The sequence below is a fragment of the Nonomuraea fastidiosa genome, assembly GCF_042751225.1.
In the GTDB taxonomy this organism is placed as follows: domain Bacteria; phylum Actinomycetota; class Actinomycetes; order Streptosporangiales; family Streptosporangiaceae; genus Nonomuraea; species Nonomuraea fastidiosa.
On record NZ_CP170570.1, the window covers coordinates 4,899,919 to 4,917,932 of the forward strand.

General features: G+C 72.3%; 15 protein-coding genes. 6 read left to right on the forward strand and 9 right to left on the reverse strand.

Features of this window, described 5'->3' with window-relative positions; translation table 11 throughout:
- Positions 1-137: 137 nt before the first annotated feature.
- A complete protein-coding gene (locus ACFMQL_RS22820) occupies positions 138-980 on the forward strand; it encodes a GNAT family N-acetyltransferase (protein WP_364069938.1) in 843 nt (280 codons plus the stop codon).
- Here the strand turns inward: ACFMQL_RS22820 and ACFMQL_RS22825 are convergent.
- From ACFMQL_RS22825 to ACFMQL_RS22845, 5 genes are all read right to left on the reverse strand, one after another.
- Positions 977-2,680, reverse strand: coding sequence for a SpoIIE family protein phosphatase (locus tag ACFMQL_RS22825; RefSeq protein WP_364069918.1), 1,704 nt, complete (start codon positions 2,678-2,680; stop codon positions 977-979). The genes ACFMQL_RS22820 and ACFMQL_RS22825 overlap by 4 nt on opposite strands.
- Before the next feature lie 63 nt (positions 2,681-2,743).
- Entirely contained in the window at positions 2,744-3,121 is a 378-nt protein-coding gene (locus ACFMQL_RS22830) for a DUF3037 domain-containing protein (RefSeq protein ID WP_364069916.1), read from the reverse strand.
- Positions 3,118-3,933, reverse strand: coding sequence for a HipA family kinase (locus tag ACFMQL_RS22835; protein ID WP_364069914.1), 816 nt, complete (start codon positions 3,931-3,933; stop codon positions 3,118-3,120). The genes ACFMQL_RS22830 and ACFMQL_RS22835 overlap by 4 nt, the downstream gene beginning before the upstream one ends.
- Positions 3,934-4,048: 115 nt before the next feature.
- On the reverse strand, positions 4,049-4,921 hold the full coding sequence (locus tag ACFMQL_RS22840) for a TIGR03619 family F420-dependent LLM class oxidoreductase (RefSeq protein ID WP_364069912.1): 873 nt from the start codon (positions 4,919-4,921) through the stop codon (positions 4,049-4,051).
- Positions 4,918-6,165, reverse strand: coding sequence for an LLM class flavin-dependent oxidoreductase (locus ACFMQL_RS22845; protein WP_378786962.1), 1,248 nt, complete (start codon positions 6,163-6,165; stop codon positions 4,918-4,920). Before ACFMQL_RS22845 ends, ACFMQL_RS22840 begins: the two co-directional genes overlap by 4 nt.
- A gap of 96 nt (positions 6,166-6,261) precedes the next feature.
- Here ACFMQL_RS22845 and ACFMQL_RS22850 point away from each other — a divergent pair, with 96 nt between their 5' ends.
- The 4 genes from ACFMQL_RS22850 (at position 6,262) to ACFMQL_RS22865 (ending at position 11,532) form a co-directional block, all read left to right on the forward strand.
- A complete protein-coding gene (locus ACFMQL_RS22850; protein WP_364069908.1) occupies positions 6,262-7,077 on the forward strand; it encodes a TIGR03619 family F420-dependent LLM class oxidoreductase in 816 nt (271 codons plus the stop codon).
- Positions 7,078-7,123: 46 nt separating this feature from the next.
- Positions 7,124-8,557, forward strand: a complete 1,434-nt coding sequence (locus ACFMQL_RS22855; protein WP_364069906.1) for a serine/threonine-protein kinase — start codon at positions 7,124-7,126, stop codon at positions 8,555-8,557.
- Positions 8,558-8,663: 106 nt separating this feature from the next.
- Positions 8,664-11,138, forward strand: coding sequence for a PASTA domain-containing protein (locus tag ACFMQL_RS22860; protein WP_364069904.1), 2,475 nt, complete (start codon positions 8,664-8,666; stop codon positions 11,136-11,138).
- Between the two features lie 205 nt (positions 11,139-11,343).
- Positions 11,344-11,532: a DUF6203 family protein gene (locus ACFMQL_RS22865; RefSeq protein ID WP_364069902.1), complete on the forward strand. Its 189-nt coding sequence runs from the start codon at positions 11,344-11,346 to the stop codon at positions 11,530-11,532.
- A gap of 41 nt (positions 11,533-11,573) precedes the next feature.
- Here ACFMQL_RS22865 and ACFMQL_RS22870 read toward each other — a convergent pair whose 3' ends face one another.
- The 4 genes from ACFMQL_RS22870 to ACFMQL_RS22885 all read right to left on the reverse strand — a co-directional run bounded on the left by ACFMQL_RS22870 (position 11,574) and on the right by ACFMQL_RS22885 (position 15,695).
- Positions 11,574-12,596: a hypothetical protein gene (locus tag ACFMQL_RS22870; RefSeq protein WP_364069900.1), complete on the reverse strand. Its 1,023-nt coding sequence runs from the start codon at positions 12,594-12,596 to the stop codon at positions 11,574-11,576.
- Between the two features lie 87 nt (positions 12,597-12,683).
- Entirely contained in the window at positions 12,684-12,950 is a 267-nt protein-coding gene (locus tag ACFMQL_RS22875) for a hypothetical protein (protein WP_364069898.1), read from the reverse strand.
- A 122-nt stretch (positions 12,951-13,072) separates the two neighbouring features.
- Positions 13,073-14,974 (reverse strand): hypothetical protein, encoded by a 1,902-nt coding sequence (locus ACFMQL_RS22880; protein WP_378786966.1) that lies wholly within the window; start codon positions 14,972-14,974, stop codon positions 13,073-13,075.
- Between the two features lie 196 nt (positions 14,975-15,170).
- Complete coding sequence (locus tag ACFMQL_RS22885; protein WP_364069894.1) at positions 15,171-15,695, reverse strand: TetR family transcriptional regulator; 525 nt, start codon at positions 15,693-15,695, stop codon at positions 15,171-15,173.
- 99 nt (positions 15,696-15,794) lie between these two features.
- Between ACFMQL_RS22885 and ACFMQL_RS22890 the strand changes: the two genes are divergently transcribed.
- Positions 15,795-18,014, forward strand: coding sequence for an MMPL family transporter (locus ACFMQL_RS22890; protein ID WP_364069892.1), 2,220 nt, complete (start codon positions 15,795-15,797; stop codon positions 18,012-18,014).

Below are 18,014 nucleotides of genomic sequence, written 5' to 3' on the forward strand. Positions count from 1 at the left end.
GGCGCCCGATGAGATCGCTCAGAGGGCGCCCGCCGGTGACCGCGTAGCCCGCGCAGAGGTCGGACGTCAAGAAAGGGTTACCGTGGGCATTTCCGGATGAGCCATTCGGTAACCCTTCGCGTAGTCTGACCATTGTGATGCTGCGTACATCGGCGTCGCGCGTGCTCGACGACAACGACCGGGACGAGGTTCTCGCCCTGCTCGACGCCGATCCGGTCGCCAACGTCTTCGTCTCCTCGCGGGTGCGGGCCGTCGGCCTCAACCCGGCGAGGCTGGGCGGGCAGATGTGGGGCTATGGCACGCGCGGCAACCTCGTGTCGCTCTGCTACGCCGGGGCCAACATGGTGCCGGTCAACGCCGGTCCCGAAGCCGTGCACGCGTTCGCCGATCGTGCCCGCAAGCAGGGCCGGCGCTGCTCGTCCATCGTGGGTCCCGTCGACGCGGTCAGCCTGCTGTGGGAGCGGCTGGAGCCGCACTGGGGCCGGGCGCGGGCGATCCGCTGGGCGCAGCCGGTCATGGCGACCTCCAGCAAGCCGCCGGTGCCGGCCGACCCGCTGGTACGCCGGGTGCGCCCCGAGGAGTTCGACATCCTGCTGCCCGCGTGCGTGGCGATGTTCACCGAGGAGGTCGGGGTCTCGCCGAACCTCGGTGACGGCGGCGCGCTCTACCGTACGCGGGTGGCCGAGCTGATCAGGATCGGCCGCTCGTACGCGCGGATCGAGGACGGCCGGGTGGTGTTCAAGGCGGAGATCGGCGCGGTCACGCCGCAGGCCTGCCAGATCCAGGGGGTCTGGGTGGCGCCCGAGCTGCGCGGCAGGGGGCACGCGGTGGCCGGGATGGCGGCCGTGGTGGAGGCGGCGATGAACTGCTTCGCCCCCGTGGTCACCCTGTACGTCAACGACTACAACCACTCGGCGCGCGCGGTCTACCGCAAGGTCGGCTTCCGCGAGGTGGGCACGTTCATGTCCGTCCTGTTCTAGCCGGGCACGCGCAGGGTGAGCAGGGCGACGTCGTCGTCGTTGTCGGGCGGGCGCACCTTGGCGAGCAGCCGGTCGCAGTAGCCGTTCAATCTGCTGCCGGCGAGCGCCGCGGCCTCTTCGCGCAGCCGTTCCATGCCGTCGTCCAGGCTGTGGGCGGGCGACTCGATGAGCCCGTCGGTGTAGAACACCACGCTGGAGTGCGGCGGCAGGTCGTAGACGGCGTCCTCGCGTACCGTCTCGAAGCCGGTGCCGAGCATCAGGCCGGTGCCGTCCTCCAGGAACCGGGTGCTGCCGTCGCGCTCCACGAGCAGCGGCGGCGGGTGCCCGGCGTTGGTCCAGCGCAGCCGCCAGCCGCCGTCGATCTGCTCGGCGCGGGCGAAGACGACGGTGGCCATCGTGGCCTCGGCCATGCGCGCCACCGCCTGGTCGAGCTTGTCCACGACGGCGCTGGGCGCGATGTCCAGCTCTCCCGCGTACGCGCGCAGCATGTTGCACAACTGGGCCATGCCGGCGGCGGCGGCGAGGTCGTGCCCCACCACGTCGCCGATCACCAGGCCCACCGAGCCGTCGGCCTGTACGAACGCGTCGTACCAGTCGCCGCCGACCTGGGAGGCGTCGGGGGCGGGCACGTAGCAGGCGCTCATCCGCAGGTTGGGCAGGCTCGGCAGCCGGGGCAGCAGGTGGCGCTGCATGGTCTCGGCGACGCGGCGCTGCCGCTCGTACAGGCGGGCGTTGTCCAGCGCCAGCCCGGCACGGCGGGCGATGTCCTCGACCAGCAGCAGGTCGCCCGCCGTGTACGGCTCGGGCCGCTCGGAACGCCCGAGGGTGAGCGCGCCGATCACGTCGCGGATGCCGCGGATCGGCGCGATGCACGCGGACGTGATGCCGGTCGCCGCCAGCAGCTCCTGCTGGACGGCGGCGAGGTCGGTGTCGGGCGGGCACTGGTAGGTCTGCGGGCTGATCAGCGTCGCGGTGACGCCGCGCAGCGCCCGCGACAGCGGCATGGCCGAATCGGGGCGCACGGCGGGGAGCTGCCGCTGCAGGTCGTCGCGGTGCATCAGCGCGCCGTTCTCGTAGTGGACGACGACGGACCGGGAGATCGTGCCCTCCTCGGCGACCAGGTCGACCACCACCCAGTCGGCCAGCAGCGGCACCACCAGGCGCACCAGGTGGCCCAGCGTGGCCTGGACGTCGAGGCTGGAGGTGAGCGTCGCGGTGGTCTCGGCGAGCAGGGCCAGGCGTTCGAGGTCGGACAGCGACGCGCTGGGGCCCGGAGACTCGGCGGCGTCCTCCCCGTTGTCGCTCACCTCGTGGAAGATCACCAGCGCGCCCGTGGTGGAGCCGTCGATCCGGCACGGCGTGATGAGCCAGCAGGTCCGCAGCACCGTGCCGTCGCCGCACTCCAGATACGCCTCGTCGCCGGACGCGGTGGTGCCGGTGAGCAGGGAGTGGCGCAACGCGCACTGGCTGTGCGGCAGCGCCTCGCCGCGCCTGCCGCGGTGGATCGCGTCGTGGGCGTCGTGGCCGAGCAGATCGGCGGCGCGCCGCCGGAGCAGGCGCTCGGCGGCGGGGTTCATCTCGACGATGACGCCGCGGTCGTCGACCACGTACGCGCCCGCCATCTTGAGGTCGCGCAGCCGCAGCAGATGCCCGCCCTCGGCGGTGAGGGGGCGCTCAGCCTGCCGGGGCGGGACGCTCATGGGCGGATCTCCTTTCATCAGGAGGAACCTACCCAGGAGCGTTCTGTATCACCGCAGGCCGGGCTATACGCGTACGAGCTTGTCGAAGAGCCGCGCCAGCTCGATGTCGGGGTCGGCGGTGAGCCCCGCGTGCACCGGCCCCGCCTGGACGATCGTGCTGCGCGGCGCGGTCAGCCAGCGGAACCGGCCGCCGAGCGACTCGCGCGCGAGCGGTCCCGGACGCTCGCCGCAGGCCGCCTCGTACGCGCCGAGCGCCCGCCGCACCCCTTCCACGTCGGCGCTCGGGTCGAGGGCCCGCAGCCGCTCGGGGTCGAGCTGGACCTTGGCGCACAGGTAGCCGCGCGGCTGGCAGTAGAGCAGCACGCCGGCGTTGATCTGCTCGCCCCGCTCGACCTTCGGCACCACGCGGATCACCGCGTACTCGTAGACGTCTCTGCTCACTGGGTCCTGCCCTCCCGCCAGAACGCGCCGACGGAGCCGGGGCCCGTCGTCCTGCGCTCCTTCTGCTCGCCGGCCGTCAGCCACGCGCGCGGCCCGTGCGCCCGCCGCAGGAGATGGTCGACGTACGCCGCGCGCACGCCGTCGGGGGAGTCGAAGCCCGGCTCGCCTGCCAGCCACTCGTCCGGCACCAGGGCCGTCACCGTCTCCAGCAGCTCGCGGTCGATGCGGCCGGCCAGGTCGGCGCCCGCCGCGTCCACGTCGCCGGCGAAGGGGGCGAGCACGTGGTCGCCCGCGTCGAACGGCCGCTGCGGGTCGGCGGTGCGCCAGTTGTGGTGGAACCACAGGGCGGCGCCGTGGTCGATCAGCCACGTGTCGCGGTGCCAGACGAGCAGGTTGGGGTTGCGCCAGCTGCGGTCGACGTTGTGGATCAGGCCGTCGAACCACACCACCCTGGCGGCGAACACCGGGTCGGGCGCCCAGGCCAGCGGGTCGAACCCGAGGGCGCCCGGCAGGAAGTCGACCGCGAGGTTGAGCCCGGCGCTGGCCTTGAGGAGGTCCTGCACCTCCTCGTCCGGCTCTCTGACGCCGAGCTGCGGGTCGAGGTCGATGAGCTTGAGCTCGGGGGTCTTGAAGCCGAGGCGGCGGGCCAGCTCGGCGGCGATGATCTCGGCCACCAGCACCCGCCGGCCCTGACCGGCCTCGCGGAACTTGACGACGTACGTGCCGAGGTCGTCGGCCTCGACCACGCCGGGCAGCGACCCGCCCTCCCGCAGCGGAGTGACGTAACGGGTGGCTGCGATCTTTTCCAGCACGAGATGAGGCTATCGCCCCGGAACCGCCGCTCAGCACGTCTTGCGGGCTCCAGCGCGGCGCAGGACATCCGGGCTCCCGCGCGGCGAGTGCCATCCGGGCTCCCGCGCGGCGCGCTCACATCTTCGCGATGACCTCTTCGGCGAAGCGCTCCATGGTGGCGATCTTGAGGTCGAGCGTGCCCGCGCCGTACCGGGACTTCTCCTCGTCCGTCGCGAGCCACCACGGCGCGGCCAGCGTGCCCGTCACGCCCTTGGCGGCGAAGCGGCGGTAGGTCTCGGCGTCGGGGAGCACCGCGAGCGGCGCGATCACCTCGAAGCCGTCGGCGGATCTGCCGTTCGCCTCCAGGTGGCCGCGCAGCGCGGCGAGCACCTCGTCGAGCTGCTCCTCGGTGTAGATGCGGTTGCCGATCCAGCCGTCGCCGAGCCGGGCCGCGCGGCGCAGTGCCGCCTCGCTGTCGCCGCCGACGTACACGGGGATCGGATGCTCCGGCGTGGGGGAGATCGACAGCGGCGGGAGCCCGTCGAGGGCCACCGTCGCGCCCGACCAGAGCGCGCGCAGCGTCGGCAGCATGGCGTCCAGGCGCTTGCCGCGCGTGTGGAAGTCCTGCCCCGTGGCGACGAACTCCTCCTTGCACCAGCCCACTCCGACACCGAACGCCACCCGCTCGTGCGACAGCACCGCCGCCGTGGAGACCTGCTTGGCCACGGTGAACAGGTCGCGGGCCGGGGCGACGTAGACGTTCGGGGCGAAACGCAGCGTGCTGGTGACCGCGGCCATCGCGCCGATCGTCACCCACACGTCGGGCCAGTGCGTACGCGCATCCCACCGGGGCCGTCCCGACCGCGAGTACGGGTACGGCGAGGCGAAGTCGGCGTAGAAGAGGTGGTCGGAGAGCGTCAGCGTGTCGAAGCCGCACCGCTCGGCCGCCCGCGCCAGCTCCGTGAACTCGCCGGTGCCGGAGAAGGAGGCGCCCAGCCAGAATCTCATCGAAACTCCGGGGCGACCTTGGTGGCGAACAGCTCCAAGTTGCGCTTGACCGTGTCGAGCGGCAGCACGCCCTGCTGGCCCTGCATGTAGAGGCCGAACCACTCCAGGTCGGGCATCCGGTCGAGCATGCGCTGGATGCCGCGCTTGACGTCGTCGGGCGTGCCGAACAGCGCCATCTCGACGTCCCTCATGCGCTTGGCGTCGCCCTTTTCCGGCGAGATCGGCTTGTGCCCGTCGTCCTCCTGCTTGCGCAGCACCTCCAGGTAGCCGAAGGGGCCGAAGAAGGCGGCGAAGTCCTTGGGGATGCTGCGGCCGAAGGTGGCGATGGCCTGCTCGGTGGTGTCGCCGATGCCGACGATCTTGAGGATGCCGGTGTGCTCGCCCAGCTTGTAGTGGCGGCCGTGCTTGGCGGACTCCTCCTGGTAGAGCCGGGCCTTCTTGGCGTGTTCGTCGGGGTCGGGGGTGAACATCCACGGCAGGATGTCCTCCTGCGCCGCCCTGATGACCGACCGGTCGGAGATCGTGAACGGCTGCCACAGCTCGGGGTGCGGCCGCTGGTAGGGCCGGGGGCAGACGGAGACGGCGCGGACGACGCCGTTCTCGTCCAGCTCGCCGGGCGCGCCGAACGTGCGGGTCCACTCCTGGGCGGGCCAGCCCTCGATGCCCTCGTACGGGTAGGGCACCTGGTAGTCGAGCACGTCCGACTTGTAGCGGAGCGTCTCCTGAGTCCAGGCCATCTTCATGATCTTCAGGACCTCGCCGAAGACGTCGAAGTTCCGCGTGTCGCCGGCCGAGCCGTCGGAACGGGCGGCGGCGGCCTGCCAGCGCTGGCCGAGCACGTTCATCCAGCGGTTCTGGTAGCCCCGCGCCACGCCCAGCCGCAGCCGTCCCTTGCTGAACTGGTCGAGCAGCGCGACGTCCTCGGCCGCCCTGATGGGGTCCCAGGCGGGCAGGACGAGGCCGAGCGGGGCGAGCAGGATGCGCTCGGTCCGCGCGGCGAGGTCGGTGAGGAACATCAGCGGGTTGACCGAGAACTCCATGCCCTCGGAGTGGAAGTGGTGCTCGGTCATCATCAGCGCGTCGAACCCGATCCGGTCGGCGTGCACGGCGATCTCGCGTACCTCGTGCAGCAGCCGCTGGTACGACTCGGTGTCGCGGCCGATCGGGCGCCTGGCCTTGGCGTTCTCCTCGGCCGCGTAACCCGAGCCCGGTATCTGCGGATTCAGGAAGATGGAAAACTTCACCGGCGCACCCCTCTCCGCCTCTTAGCGGGACGTCCTTCGCAAGGTACTCTGGAAATCTCAACCGAGCAATCGCTTGGTTTGCGGATGTGAGGTGTCATGAAGCTCGGCGTCACGATGTTCGCGACCGACCTGGCCATGCCGGTGCAGGAGCTGGCCAGGGCGGCGGAGGAACGCGGGTTCGACTCGCTCTACCTGCCCGAGCACACCCACATACCCGTCTCGCGGCGCACGCCGTACCCGGGCGCGGCGGACGGCGAGCTGCCCGAGGAGTACAAGCGCACGCTCGATCCGCTCGTCGCCCTGTCCTTCGCCGCCGCCGCGACCACCCGGCTGCGCCTCGGCACCGGCATCCTGCTCGCCGCCCAGCGCGACCCCATCGTCACCGCCAAGGCCATCGCCACACTCGACCTGCTCTCCGGCGGCCGCGTCGTGGTCGGCGTCGGCTTCGGCTGGAACGCCGAGGAGATCGAGAACCACGGCGTCCCGTACCGGCGGCGGCGCGAGATCGCCCGGCGTCACGTCCTGGCCATGCAGGCGCTCTGGCGCGATGAGGTGGCCTCCTTCGAGGGCGCCGAGCCGGCCTGGTCCTGGCCCAAACCGCTCGCCATGCCGCCCGTCTATGTCGGGGGCGCGGCGGGGCCGAAGCTCTTCGCCCACGTCGCCGAGTACGCCGACGGCTGGATGCCCATCGGCGGGCGCGGCATCAAGGCGGCGCTGCCCGCCCTGCGGGAGGCGTGCGAGAAGGCCGGGCGGCCGATGGCGAAGGTGATTCCGTTCGCGACCCTGCCCACCCGCGAGAAGCTCGACTACTTCGCCGGGCTGGGCGTCGAGGAGGCGGTCGCCACGCTGCCCAGCGGCCCCGCCGACCAGGTGCTGCCCGTTCTCGACCGGTACGCCGCACTGCTCCCGTAGCTTCTTCTGGCCGCATGTTCGCTGCGGCCAGGCATAATGGCGGTATATGTCCGAGCTACGTGCCGACGACCCCCGGCAGTTGGGGTCCTACCGGCTGACACGCAGGCTCGGTCAGGGTGGCCAAGGTGTGGTCTACCTCGGCGAATCCCCGCAAGGTCAGCAGGTCGCCATCAAGCTGCTGCACGCCAGCCTCTCCGGCACGCCGGACGCGCGCCGCCGCTTCCTCAGCGAGATCGAGGCGGTACGCCGGGTCGCCGCGTTCTGCACGGCCCAGCTCCTCGACGCCGACCTCGAAGGCACCAGGCCCTACCTGGTGAGCGAATACATCGAAGGCCCCTCGCTGCGCGAGCACGTCGAAACCGAGGGGCCGCGCACGGGCGGCTCGCTCGAACGCCTGGCCATCGGCACCGCCACCGCGCTCGTCGCCATCCACCGCGCCGGCGTCGTGCACCGCGACTTCAAACCGGGCAACGTGCTGCTCGGCATCGACGGGCCCCGCGTCATCGACTTCGGCGTGTCCCGGCTCGTCGACACCGCCGTCACCACCAGCCACATGCCCCTGGGCACGCCCGCGTACATGGCTCCCGAGCGCATGAAGGGCGAACCCGCCGGACCGCCCGCCGACATGTGGGCCTGGGCGCTCACCGTCGCCTACACCGCCAGCGGGCGGCACGCGTACACCGCCGAGACCCACAACGAGGTGCTGGCCCGCGTCCTCTACGGCAAGCCCGACCTCGGCGACCTCGACGGGCGGCTGCGCGAGATCGTCGAAGCCTGCCTGGCCGTCGAGCCCACCGACCGGCCCGACGCCGAAGAGGTGCTGCGCCTGCTGCTCGGGCAGGAGGCCGTCGCCGGCGGGGACGTGCTCACGACCGGCGCCATGGCCGCCGTCGGCGGCAAGGCACTCGGCACGCTGGTACGCCCCGCCACCGCCGTCACCCGCGCCCCCGACGCCGTCGTCGGGATCGGCGCGTCCGAGGCCGAGCCCGGCGTCATCACCGACCCCGACCCCACCACCAGCTTCCCCGCCATCACCCCCGGCCAGGTGGCCGACGCCGACGCCGGTGACCGGCGGCGGCGCGTGCGCCCCTGGCAGGTGGCCGTCGCGTTCGCCGGCCTCCTCATGGGCGTCGCCGGGCTCGTGCTCTACCTGCGCGGCGTCCAGGGCCCGGGGCTGGCCGGCGACTGGACCGGCTCCGCCGAGCACTTCACCGCCGGACGCGTCTTTCCCGTCGAACTCGTCCTCGACGACGACGGCGCCGGGCGCATGCGCTGGGGAGCCGACCTGCACTGCACGGGACGGCTCGTCCCCGAGGGCGGCGGCATGGTCTTCACGCTCCGGGACGTCTCCGGGCGCGAGTGCTACCCCGGCACGCTCCGCATGTTCCCCACCTCCGATGTGAACCAGATGGACATCAAGGTCAACCGCCCAGGTAAGGACGAAGTGACGTATTTCGGCAGGGTCGCGCGTACGTCCTGACCGGCTGTGTCACGGTCCGGATGCGATTGCCCTGCGCACCGTTGACTGTTCGCGGCCCGTTGCCTTCAGTAGGAGGCAGAAGGTGGCGGCGAGGGGAGGCGGCCCCGTGCCAACGGCGCAGCCGCTCAGAACGGGGGACCCTCGGAGACTCGGCGACTACGAGCTCACCGGGCGGCTGGGCGAGGGTGGCCAGGGGGCGGTGTTCCTCGGTTCCAGGGGCGGTCAGAGGTACGCGGTCAAGCTCCTGCACGGGCCCGTCGGCGACGAACGGGCGGCGTTCCTGCGGGAGGTCGAGCTGGCCAAACACGTGGCCAGGTTCTGCACCGCGCAGGTGATCGACGCCGGGTTCGACGAGGGACGGGCGTACATCGTCAGCGAGTACGTCGACGGGCACTCCCTGCACCGCGAAGTCATGCTCACCGGGCCCCGCAGCGGCGGCGCGCTCGAACGCCTCGCCGTCGGCACCGCCACCGCGCTCGTCGCCATCCACCGCGCGGGCATCGTCCACCGCGACTTCAAGCCCCAGAACGTGCTGCTCGGACCCGACGGGCCGCGCGTCATCGACTTCGGCCTGGCCAGGCTGCTCGACGCCGCCGCCACCCTCAGCGGGCGCGGGGTCGGGACGCCCGCGTACATGGCGCCCGAGCAGATCACCGCCTCCGCCGTCACCGGCGCCGCCGACGTCTTCTCCTGGGGCGCCACCATGTGCTTCGCGGCCAACGCCACCGCGCCCTTCGGCCAGGACTCCGTGGCGCCCGTCTTGCACCGCATCCTCACCGCGCCGCCCGAACTCGGGCTCCTCGACGGCCGGTTGCGCACGCTCGTCGCCGCCTGCCTGGAGAAAGACGCCCGTAACCGGCCGACCAGCCGGGAGCTGCTGTTCGAGTTACTGGGGGAGGCGCCGAGGGAGGTGTCGGCCGACGTGCCGGCGGAGGTGCTGCGCTCACCCCCGCCGCCCGTCCTCCGCACGCCTCCCGCTGTGGAGCCCCTGGCGCCCGGGCCGCGTACGGCGGGGGAGGGAGCCGGGCCCGCCGACGCCTCGCCGCCTGCGGAGCCCGCCTCGTCGTGGGGTGCGCCGTCGGCCGAGCCCGCCTCGCCTCTCGCCGAACCCGAGGCGACCGGCACACCCGACGCCTACCACCTCCCGCCCACCACCGACCAGCCCATCGATCACCCTGCTCCTCCCGGAGCCGCGGACCCGCACGCCGGCCACCTCGGCTCCTCCGACCCGCAATACGGCCACCTCGGCTCCTCCGACCCGCATGCCGCCCGTCCCGGCTCTGCCGACTCGCAAGCGGCTCGGCCCGGCTTCTCCGATCCCCGCGCCGGCCGATTCGGGACCTCGGGCTCCTCCTCCCCTTGGGTCGACCATCCCGGAACCTTCGGCACCTCCGACCCATGGGCCGCCGGCCGCCCGTCGGATTCCGGTACGCCCGACCCTGGGGATGCCGGCAGCGCTGCGGATTTTGGAGCGTTCGATCCGTGGGCCGCGAGACGTGGCAGGGACTTCGGCACCGCCTCCGACCTCCGTTCGGCTCATGCCCGCTCACCGATCGCACCCGGTGGGGCCTTACCTCCCGGGGACGGCGCGCTGGGCGGTGACGAGCTTTGGGCCGCCGCGGAGGGTTCGGGCGGCGGAGAGCGTACGAACCGGCGGGGTTGGCCGCGGGCGGCGATGGCCGTGTGCGCGGCGCTGCTGGTGACCGCCGTCGTGCTGCTCGTCGTGATCGTCCCCGCGATGACCCGTACCCCCGCGGGACAGGCAGGTCCGCAGGCGGCCGGCCCGCTCGCCTCGCCGCCGCCCACCACGCCTTCACCCGAGCGCAAGTCGCGAACCGCCACGCCCTCACCGACGAAGGAAACGGAGAGGAAGCAGGTCGAGGGGGCCAGGCGGCCCGCGTACGACCAGCCCTCGGCCGTACGCCCGCCGACGGCGACGGTCCCGTCCCTGGTCGGTCTGAGCAGGGAAGCCGCCGCCAAGGCCGTCCAGCGCGCCGGCCTCGCCGTGGGACGCGTCACCAAGCAGGACTCACCTCGAACGATCGGCCAGGTGCTCTCCAGCACCCCCGCCGCCGGCACCGTCGTGGACCGAGGCAGCACGGTGTCCCTGCGGGTGTCGGCAGGATTGCCCGTGCCTGCGGTGGCGGGCAGGCGGCGCGCCGTCGCCGAAGCGGCCCTGATCGACGCGGGCCTGAAGGTCGGCTCCGTCACCCGGGCCTGCTCTGAGGCACCGGAGGGCACGGTGCTGACCACCCGCCCCAAGGCGGGCCGCCGCGTCGAGGGAGGCACGGCGGTGGCGCTCACGATCTCCCGGCACGGCGCCGCCGTGCCGCCGGTCGTCGGCCGCCCCCGCGACGCCGCCCGCGCCACCCTGGACGCGGCCGGCTTCTCGGTGGTGACGAAGGAACAATCGGTGGACGACGAGTCCCAGGCCGGCATGGTGCTGGCACAGAGCGTCAAGCCGGAGACGTGCGCGAAGCCCGGCAGCCAGGTCGTCATCACGATCGGCGAGCCCGCCCAGACCGGCCCCGACCCCGGCGAATCCCTCGAACCTCCGACCGACCTCTCCGAACCCGACTGACCTCGGCCCACACGGAAGTTCCGTGGAGCCGGCGCGCTCGCCTCATGCACCGCTGCGCCAGGGCAGGTGGCTCACGCCTCCTGCAGGGCGGTGCTGGCGTTCGCCTCTTGCGGCGGCCGCGTTGTGCGGGGTGGGGCCGCGTCTCGTGGTTCCGTACGGGGGCGGGCCCAGGCGTGTGGCTGTCGTCCTTGGGCAGGTGGGGCGTATGAAGGCATTCCTGAAGCTTCTGGTGGCCCGCCGCCTGGCGGCGACCCCTCTCGGCCTGGCCATTCTGGGCGCCGGTTGGATCCTCGGGCGACGCCGCAAGCGCCGCCGCGCCGAGCGCGAGGGGCGGCAGCCCGTGCCGCAGTACGGCCGTACCGCGCAGGAGGCCGCACGGGCCGGACGCCCTTGAACCCGCACTACTGGCACGGGCCGGACGCCCTTGAACCCGCACTACTGATCGCCCGCACCCCCGCCCCGGCACCCTCGTAACCCGCCCCACGAGGTCACACGCGCAGTACGGTGACCGGTCGGCCGGACGGCGTGACCGCCTCCTCGAACGCGCCTCGCTCCGGCCACGGCGGTGCTTCGGGGCGGCGGTCGAAGATGACGAGTTTGCCGGTGGGGAGGGTGAGCCGGTCGAGGTAGCGGTCGAGCTGGGCCAGGCCCTCGGGCAGCGGGTCGTTCTCGCCCGCCCGCCAGACCTTGAGCTCCATGGCCTCGCGCTGCATGAGCCGTTCGCCGTCCGGCCCCTGGTAGGGCCGGCGAATAAGCTGCGCGGGTTCGCGCGGACGAACCGCTCGGTGCGGTCGCCCAGCACCCGGAGAGGACCTCCCGGTAGATGGGGTTGGCGATCTCCAGCGTTCGGGTGTCGCGGATGAGGCCCAGGTCGTGGACGTAGGAGACGGCATGGTCGAAGGCGCTGTCCAGGCCGGGAGCCGCGCCGGCCACGATGGGCTCGATCACGCGCTCGACCCGGGGCTCGTGCAGGCGGGCGACGAGCGAGTCGAGGTGGGTGGCGCGGGCCCGGATCAGCCGCTCCTTGGCATCTTCCACATGGGCGGTGGTGACGGTGCCCTTCAGCCCCATCTCGTGCACGCATTCGTGGGCGAGCGCGTTGACCAGCCACGGCTGGCCCTGGGTCAGCTCGAACACCCGATCAACCGCGTCTTTGGTGAACTCCTGCCCGGTCGCCTCGGTGTGCTGGTCGTACAGCTCGGCGATCTGGTCGGCGGTGAAGTCGCCCATGCGCAGCGATTTGGCGATGATGTCGAACGGACTCGCCGGGTTGACCCGGTCGGGGTCACTGCCGGATGCGACCTTGTAATCCCGCACGTCCCGCAGTCCGCACAGCACGATCGATGCGGGGAAAGGGTGGCGCTCCGGACGCGCGTTGTGGCCGTCGCGGAGCTGGCTGAGGATACTGACCATGCTGTTGCCCTGAAGGGCGTCGAATTCGTCCAGGAACAGCACCACCCGGCGCGGGCAGCGGCGGCACCAGGCGCTCAATGCCGCGCCGAACTGAGCGCCAGGAGGGCTCGACGGCCAGGGATCCGGTGGGAGTCACTTCTTCGGCCACCCCGAGCGATTGGCGGCTTCACGCAGGGCGTTGAGCAGCAGGGACTCTGCGGCGGCGTAGTTGTCACCCACCGCCTCGGCGACTTCGCAGGAGACCATCAGGGCGGCGGTGTCGCCCTCGGCGGTCAGCTCGGCGGCGAGGGTGCGCAGCGACGTGGTCTTGCCGGTCTGCCGAGGGGCGTGCAGGACGAAGTAGCGGTCCATCTCGATAAGCGTGCGGGCCTCGGGGATGCGCGGCACAGGAGGAAGCATGTAGTGGAGTGCCGGGTCGCATGGCCCGGTGGTATTGAAATACTTCGCCCGGGGTAGTCGCATGGTCACATTCTGCCAACAGCTCAGGTCGGGCGGGGTGGATTCCGCTTCCGGCGGAGCGGTCAGTGGTTGCGGCGGTTGCGTTTTCTGGTGGGGCGGTTTCCGCTGCCTGGGCCGGTGCCGGGGATGAGGCGGAGCGGGCGATGGCGGGCGGCGCGCAGCGGCTCGGCGACCAGGACGCGCATTTCCTCCAGGCCGACCGTGTCGTGGTGGCCGGCGTCGAGTACGGCGGTCACCAGGTCGTACGCCTCCCGCCCCGCCATCACCTTGAGCTGCTCGATCAGGGGCTGAGGGCCGCCGAGCTCCAGCAGGGTGAGGAAGTTCTCGGCGACGAGCAGCAGGTGCTCGCCGTGCCCGATCGCGGACGGGTCGAGTTCGCCGACGTCCACGAGGTAGGTGAGGGCGGCGGGGCCGAGTACGGGGTCGCGGCGCAGGCCGTGGAGGAGGGCACGGCCGTCGGGCAGGGCTTCGGCGAGCATGTTGAGCATGGCCGCGGCGCGGGTGCGGAACGGGCACTCGCGTACAGCCTGCAACAACGGCTCGATGCCGTGACCCGGCTGGGCCAGCCAGCCGTGGAGTTCGGCGGCGGCGTCGTACGGCGGGTAGTGCTGGGTGAGTACGCCGAGCAGCTCGGCGGCGGAGGCGCCGGCCAGTTCGCCGATCAGCGGGGCGTCGCGGCCGTCGGCCAGCAGGCGTTCGCGTACGGCGCGCTGCCCGAGTGGGGTGAGCCTGGCCAGCAGCAGGTCGGGCTCGGCGAGGCGGGCGCGCAGGCGTTCTGCGGCATCGGGCGGCAGCCCCTGACCGTCGTCATCGATGTAGTCGTCGTGGTCGAGGTCGCTGAGGTAGAGCTCGTCGGCCGGGCCGCGGGTCAGCTCGACGGCGCCCAGGTCGGCGAGGACGTCGAAGGCGCGGGCCAGGTCCTCGGCGAGTCTTCGCCGGGTCTCCATCAGGTCATCGGTGGGCTTCCGTCCGTCGTTCCAGCCGGTGGGGATGCGGTGGTGGTGTTTTCTGCAGGTCAGCCACACCGTTTCCGCGAGGCGGGCCACCGGCATGTCGTCCATGCCGTACAGGGTGTTGAGGAGCCCGGTGAGGAGGTCGGGGAAGAAGAGCGTGAAGGGCGAGGCGGTGGTGCGGCGGATGACGAACGGGCCGAGCGAGGGGAGCGCGTGGAAGGCGCGCCGCCACAGGCCCTCGGGGTCGCGCAGCAGCGGGGCGGTCCTGGCGACCGCGTGCAGGCGGCCCTCGGCGGCACGGACCAGCCGCAGCCGCCTGGCCCAGGCGAGGAGGAGGGCGAGCTGGGGGAGGTCGGCGCTGGAGCGGGCCTGCCCGGCGTCCTCGCCGGTGCCGAGCAGGGCGGTCAGCTCGCGGGCCGCGTCGGCGGGCAGGTCGCCGGTCCCGGTGAGCGGTCGGCCGTCCTCGCCGGCCCAGGTCGTGAGCGCGATGAGGCGTTCGACCGTGGGGCTGCGCGCGGCGGCGGCGGTGAGGTCGGCGGCGGGCGGCAGCGCGATGGGCGGCTGGAGGTGGGCGCGCGGCTCGGCCGGGTCGCGCGCGAAGCCGAGGGTGCCTGGCCTGGTGAGGTGGCCGAGCGCGGCACGGTACTCGGGGGTGGCGCGGGCGATGGCGAGGTCGGCTTCGGCCGGGGTGGCGCCGCGGGGGTCGCGCAGGCCGGTGGCGGTGAGGTAGCCGAGGTAGGTGCGCAGGGTGTCCGGGGCGATGTCGAGGATCTCGCGCGGGGCGACGACGTAGCGGGGGATCCAGCCCAGCAGGTAGCGGCGGATCTGCTTTTCGTCCCAGTACGCGAGCCGCCCGTCGCGGCTGTGGCGCCGGGCGTCGATGGCGGCGCCGACGAGCAGCTCGTCCGCCGGACGGTCGTGCTCGCCGGCCCAGGTGAGGCAGCGCCGCACCAGCACGGCCTTGGCCGCCTCGAATTCCTCGGCTTCCTCCGGCTCGAACCAGGTACGCACGACCGGACTCCCTGCGGGGTGCGATGGGTGGTCTGGCGTCCCAGTATCGCCGCTGAGACGTTTTCGCGAGGGCTGTTGTGCACAAGCGGTAAGGCGGTCGAGCCGTGCAGGCCCTCCGCGCTAGCGGTCCGGCCGTCGAGCCGTGCAGGCCCTTCGCGCGAGCGGGCCAGGCCGTGGAACCGTCACATGACAGCGGTCAGTACGCTCGGGCCGCTTCCAAGAGCGCGGCCCGTACCTGGTCCTCCGGCAGATCCATGGTCTTCACCGCGCCCCACTGCAGCGCCCCCAGCAGTGCCCAGCTCTTCAGCCTCGCCTCGGGGGTGGGGTCGGGGCCGGCGAGCTTGGCGTAGATCTCGTCCCTGAACGTCCTGATCGTGTGGCGTTCGGAGCCGGGCTCGGCGCCCGCGTCGTCGGCGGCGAGATCCTCCATGAACAGCCGGATGACCGATCGGTAGCGCACCGCGAACGTGACGAGCGCCTCGACGAACTCCTCCCTGCTGTCGTACGGGGTGTCGAGCAGCGTCAGCATGTCGGCCGCGACCGGGTCGAGGAGTTCGGCGGCCAGGCGGTCCTTGGGGTGGAAGTGGTAGGCGACGGCCGTCTTGGTGAGGCCGACGGCTGCCGCGATGTCGGCCAGGGAGGTCGCCGCGTAGCCGCGTTCTGCGAAGAGCTCTCTGGCGGCGGCCAGGATCCGCGATCGGGTGTCGTCGGCTGTGGTCATCGTCTCATTTCCCTGCCGGAGACGGCCTAGGGGAAATCCGTCCCCTTATCGTATGTCCTGTACGATCGTACAGGACGGCCGTCGAGTGGGGGCTGAGCGATGACACGGTTGCTGGGACGGCTGGGCGGCTGGTGCGCACGGCACGGCTGGATCGTGCTCGTGACCTGGGTGATCGCCGCCGCGGCGCTGATGGGAGGCAACCTCGCCTTCCCCAGCCCGACCAACAACGACGCCAGCATCCCCGGCACCGACGCGCAGCGCGCCCACGACCTGATGAAGACGGGCTTCGGCGCGGGGTACGCCGCGGGCGGCACCGTCCAGCTCCTCGTCTACTCGCCCGGCGGCTCGCTGATGGAGGACGAGCGCAAAGAGGCCGTGGAGCGGGCGGTCGACCGCCTGCGCACGCAGCCGCACGTCTCCTCCGTGGAGAGCCCGTTCAGGATGGGCGGCATCTCGTCCAACCTGCAGATCGGCCTCATCACCATCCGGCTTGAGGGCAACGACTCCGACAAGATCGCTCAGACCACCCAGGAGCTGTCCAAAGCGGCGGACCCGGCGCGGGAGGCCGGGCTCGAAGTGGTGCCCGCCGACGCCTCGAACCCGGCCGACAAGGAGATCAAGACAGGGCCCAGCGAGGTCATCGGCGTGCTGTGCGCGCTGGTGGTGCTGGTGTTCGCGTTCGGCACGCTGGTCGCCGCCATCATCCCGATCTTCGCCGCGCTGATCAGCGTGGCCTCGGGGCTGGGCGTCATCGGCCTGCTCGGCTGGGTCGTGGACATGCCGAAGCAGGCCGGGATCATGGCCACGATGATCGGCCTCGGCGTCGGCATCGACTACGCGCTGTTCCTGCTGTCGCGGCACCGGAGGCTGCTCGCGCAGGGCGTCCCCGTGGTGGAGTCGGTACGCAGGACCGTCTCCAGCTCCGGCGGCGCGGTGGTGTTCGCGGGCGGCACGGTGATCATCGCGTTGAGCGCGCTGATGCTGGCCGGGTTCCCGCTGCTGGCCACGCTCGGCTGGGTGACCGGCATCTCGGTCGTGGCCGCCGTGCTGACCTCGATCACGCTGGTGCCGGCTCTGCTCGGCCTGCTCGGCCACCGGATCAACGCGCTCAAGGTGCCGTTCCTGCGCGGCTCGGGCTCCGCCGGCTCCGGCTGGGCGGGGCTCGGCTCGTGGGTGGCGCGCATGCCGTGGCGGGTGCTGGTGGCCAGCGCGTTCGTGCTCGGCGCGCTCGCCGCGCCCGCGCTGGGGCTGAAGCTGGGCCCCATCGACGAGGGCTACGGCGACAAGGGCTCGGAGTCGCGCCGGGCGTACGAGCTGATGGCGACCGGCTTCGGCCCCGGCTTCAACGGCCCGCTCATCGTGGTCGCCGAGCTGCCGGAGAAGGTGCCGGACGCCAAGGACCCGCTGGTCAAGGACGTCGTCCGCGAGGTGGAGGACGTCGAGGGCGTCAAGTACGTCAGCGACCCCAAGGTCAACGAGGACGGCCGGTCGGTGCTGGTGCAGGCCATCCCCGAGTACGCGCCCAGCGACGAGCGCACCGCCGAGGTCGTCAGGGACGTCCGCGCGATCGACCTGCCGGGCGTGCAGGTGCACGTGGGCGGCAAGGTCGCGGGCCTGACCGACGCGGGCGACCGGATGACCGAGCGCACCCCGCTGGTCATCGGCGTCGTGGTGGGGCTCAGCGCGCTGCTGTTGCTGCTGGCCTTCCGCGCGCCCGTCGTGGCGATCAAGGCGGCGGTGATGAACCTGGTGTCGCTCGGCGCCGCGTTCGGCGCGCTGGCGCTGGTGTTCTCGTTCGGGCTCGGCACCGGGCTCGTCGGCATGGACCCGCCGGCCAGCTCCTCGTACGTGCAGACGATCTTCTTCTCGGTGCCCATCGAGAGCTACGTGCCGCTGATGCTGTTCGCGGTGCTGTTCGGGCTGTCGATGGACTACGAGGTGTTCCTGCTGACGGCGGTGCGGCAGTCGTACCTGCGGCACGGGGACAACGCGCGGGCGGTGGCCGAGGGGCTCGGCTCGACCGGGCGGGTCATCACGTCGGCGGCGCTGATCATGGTGGCGGTGTTCACGGCGTTCATCGCCTACCCGGACTCGCTGGTCAAGACGTTCGGCGTGGGCCTCGCGGTGGCGATCGCGGTGGACGCCACGATCATCCGCGGGTTCCTGGTGCCGGCCACGATGGTGCTGCTCGGCCGGCTCAACTGGTGGTGCCCGCGCTGGCTCGACCGGCTGCTGCCGAACCTGTCGGTGGAGGGCCACGAGGAGGACGACGAGGAGCCGGTGGCCGAGCGGCGCGAGCCGGTCACGACGGGCGTTTGA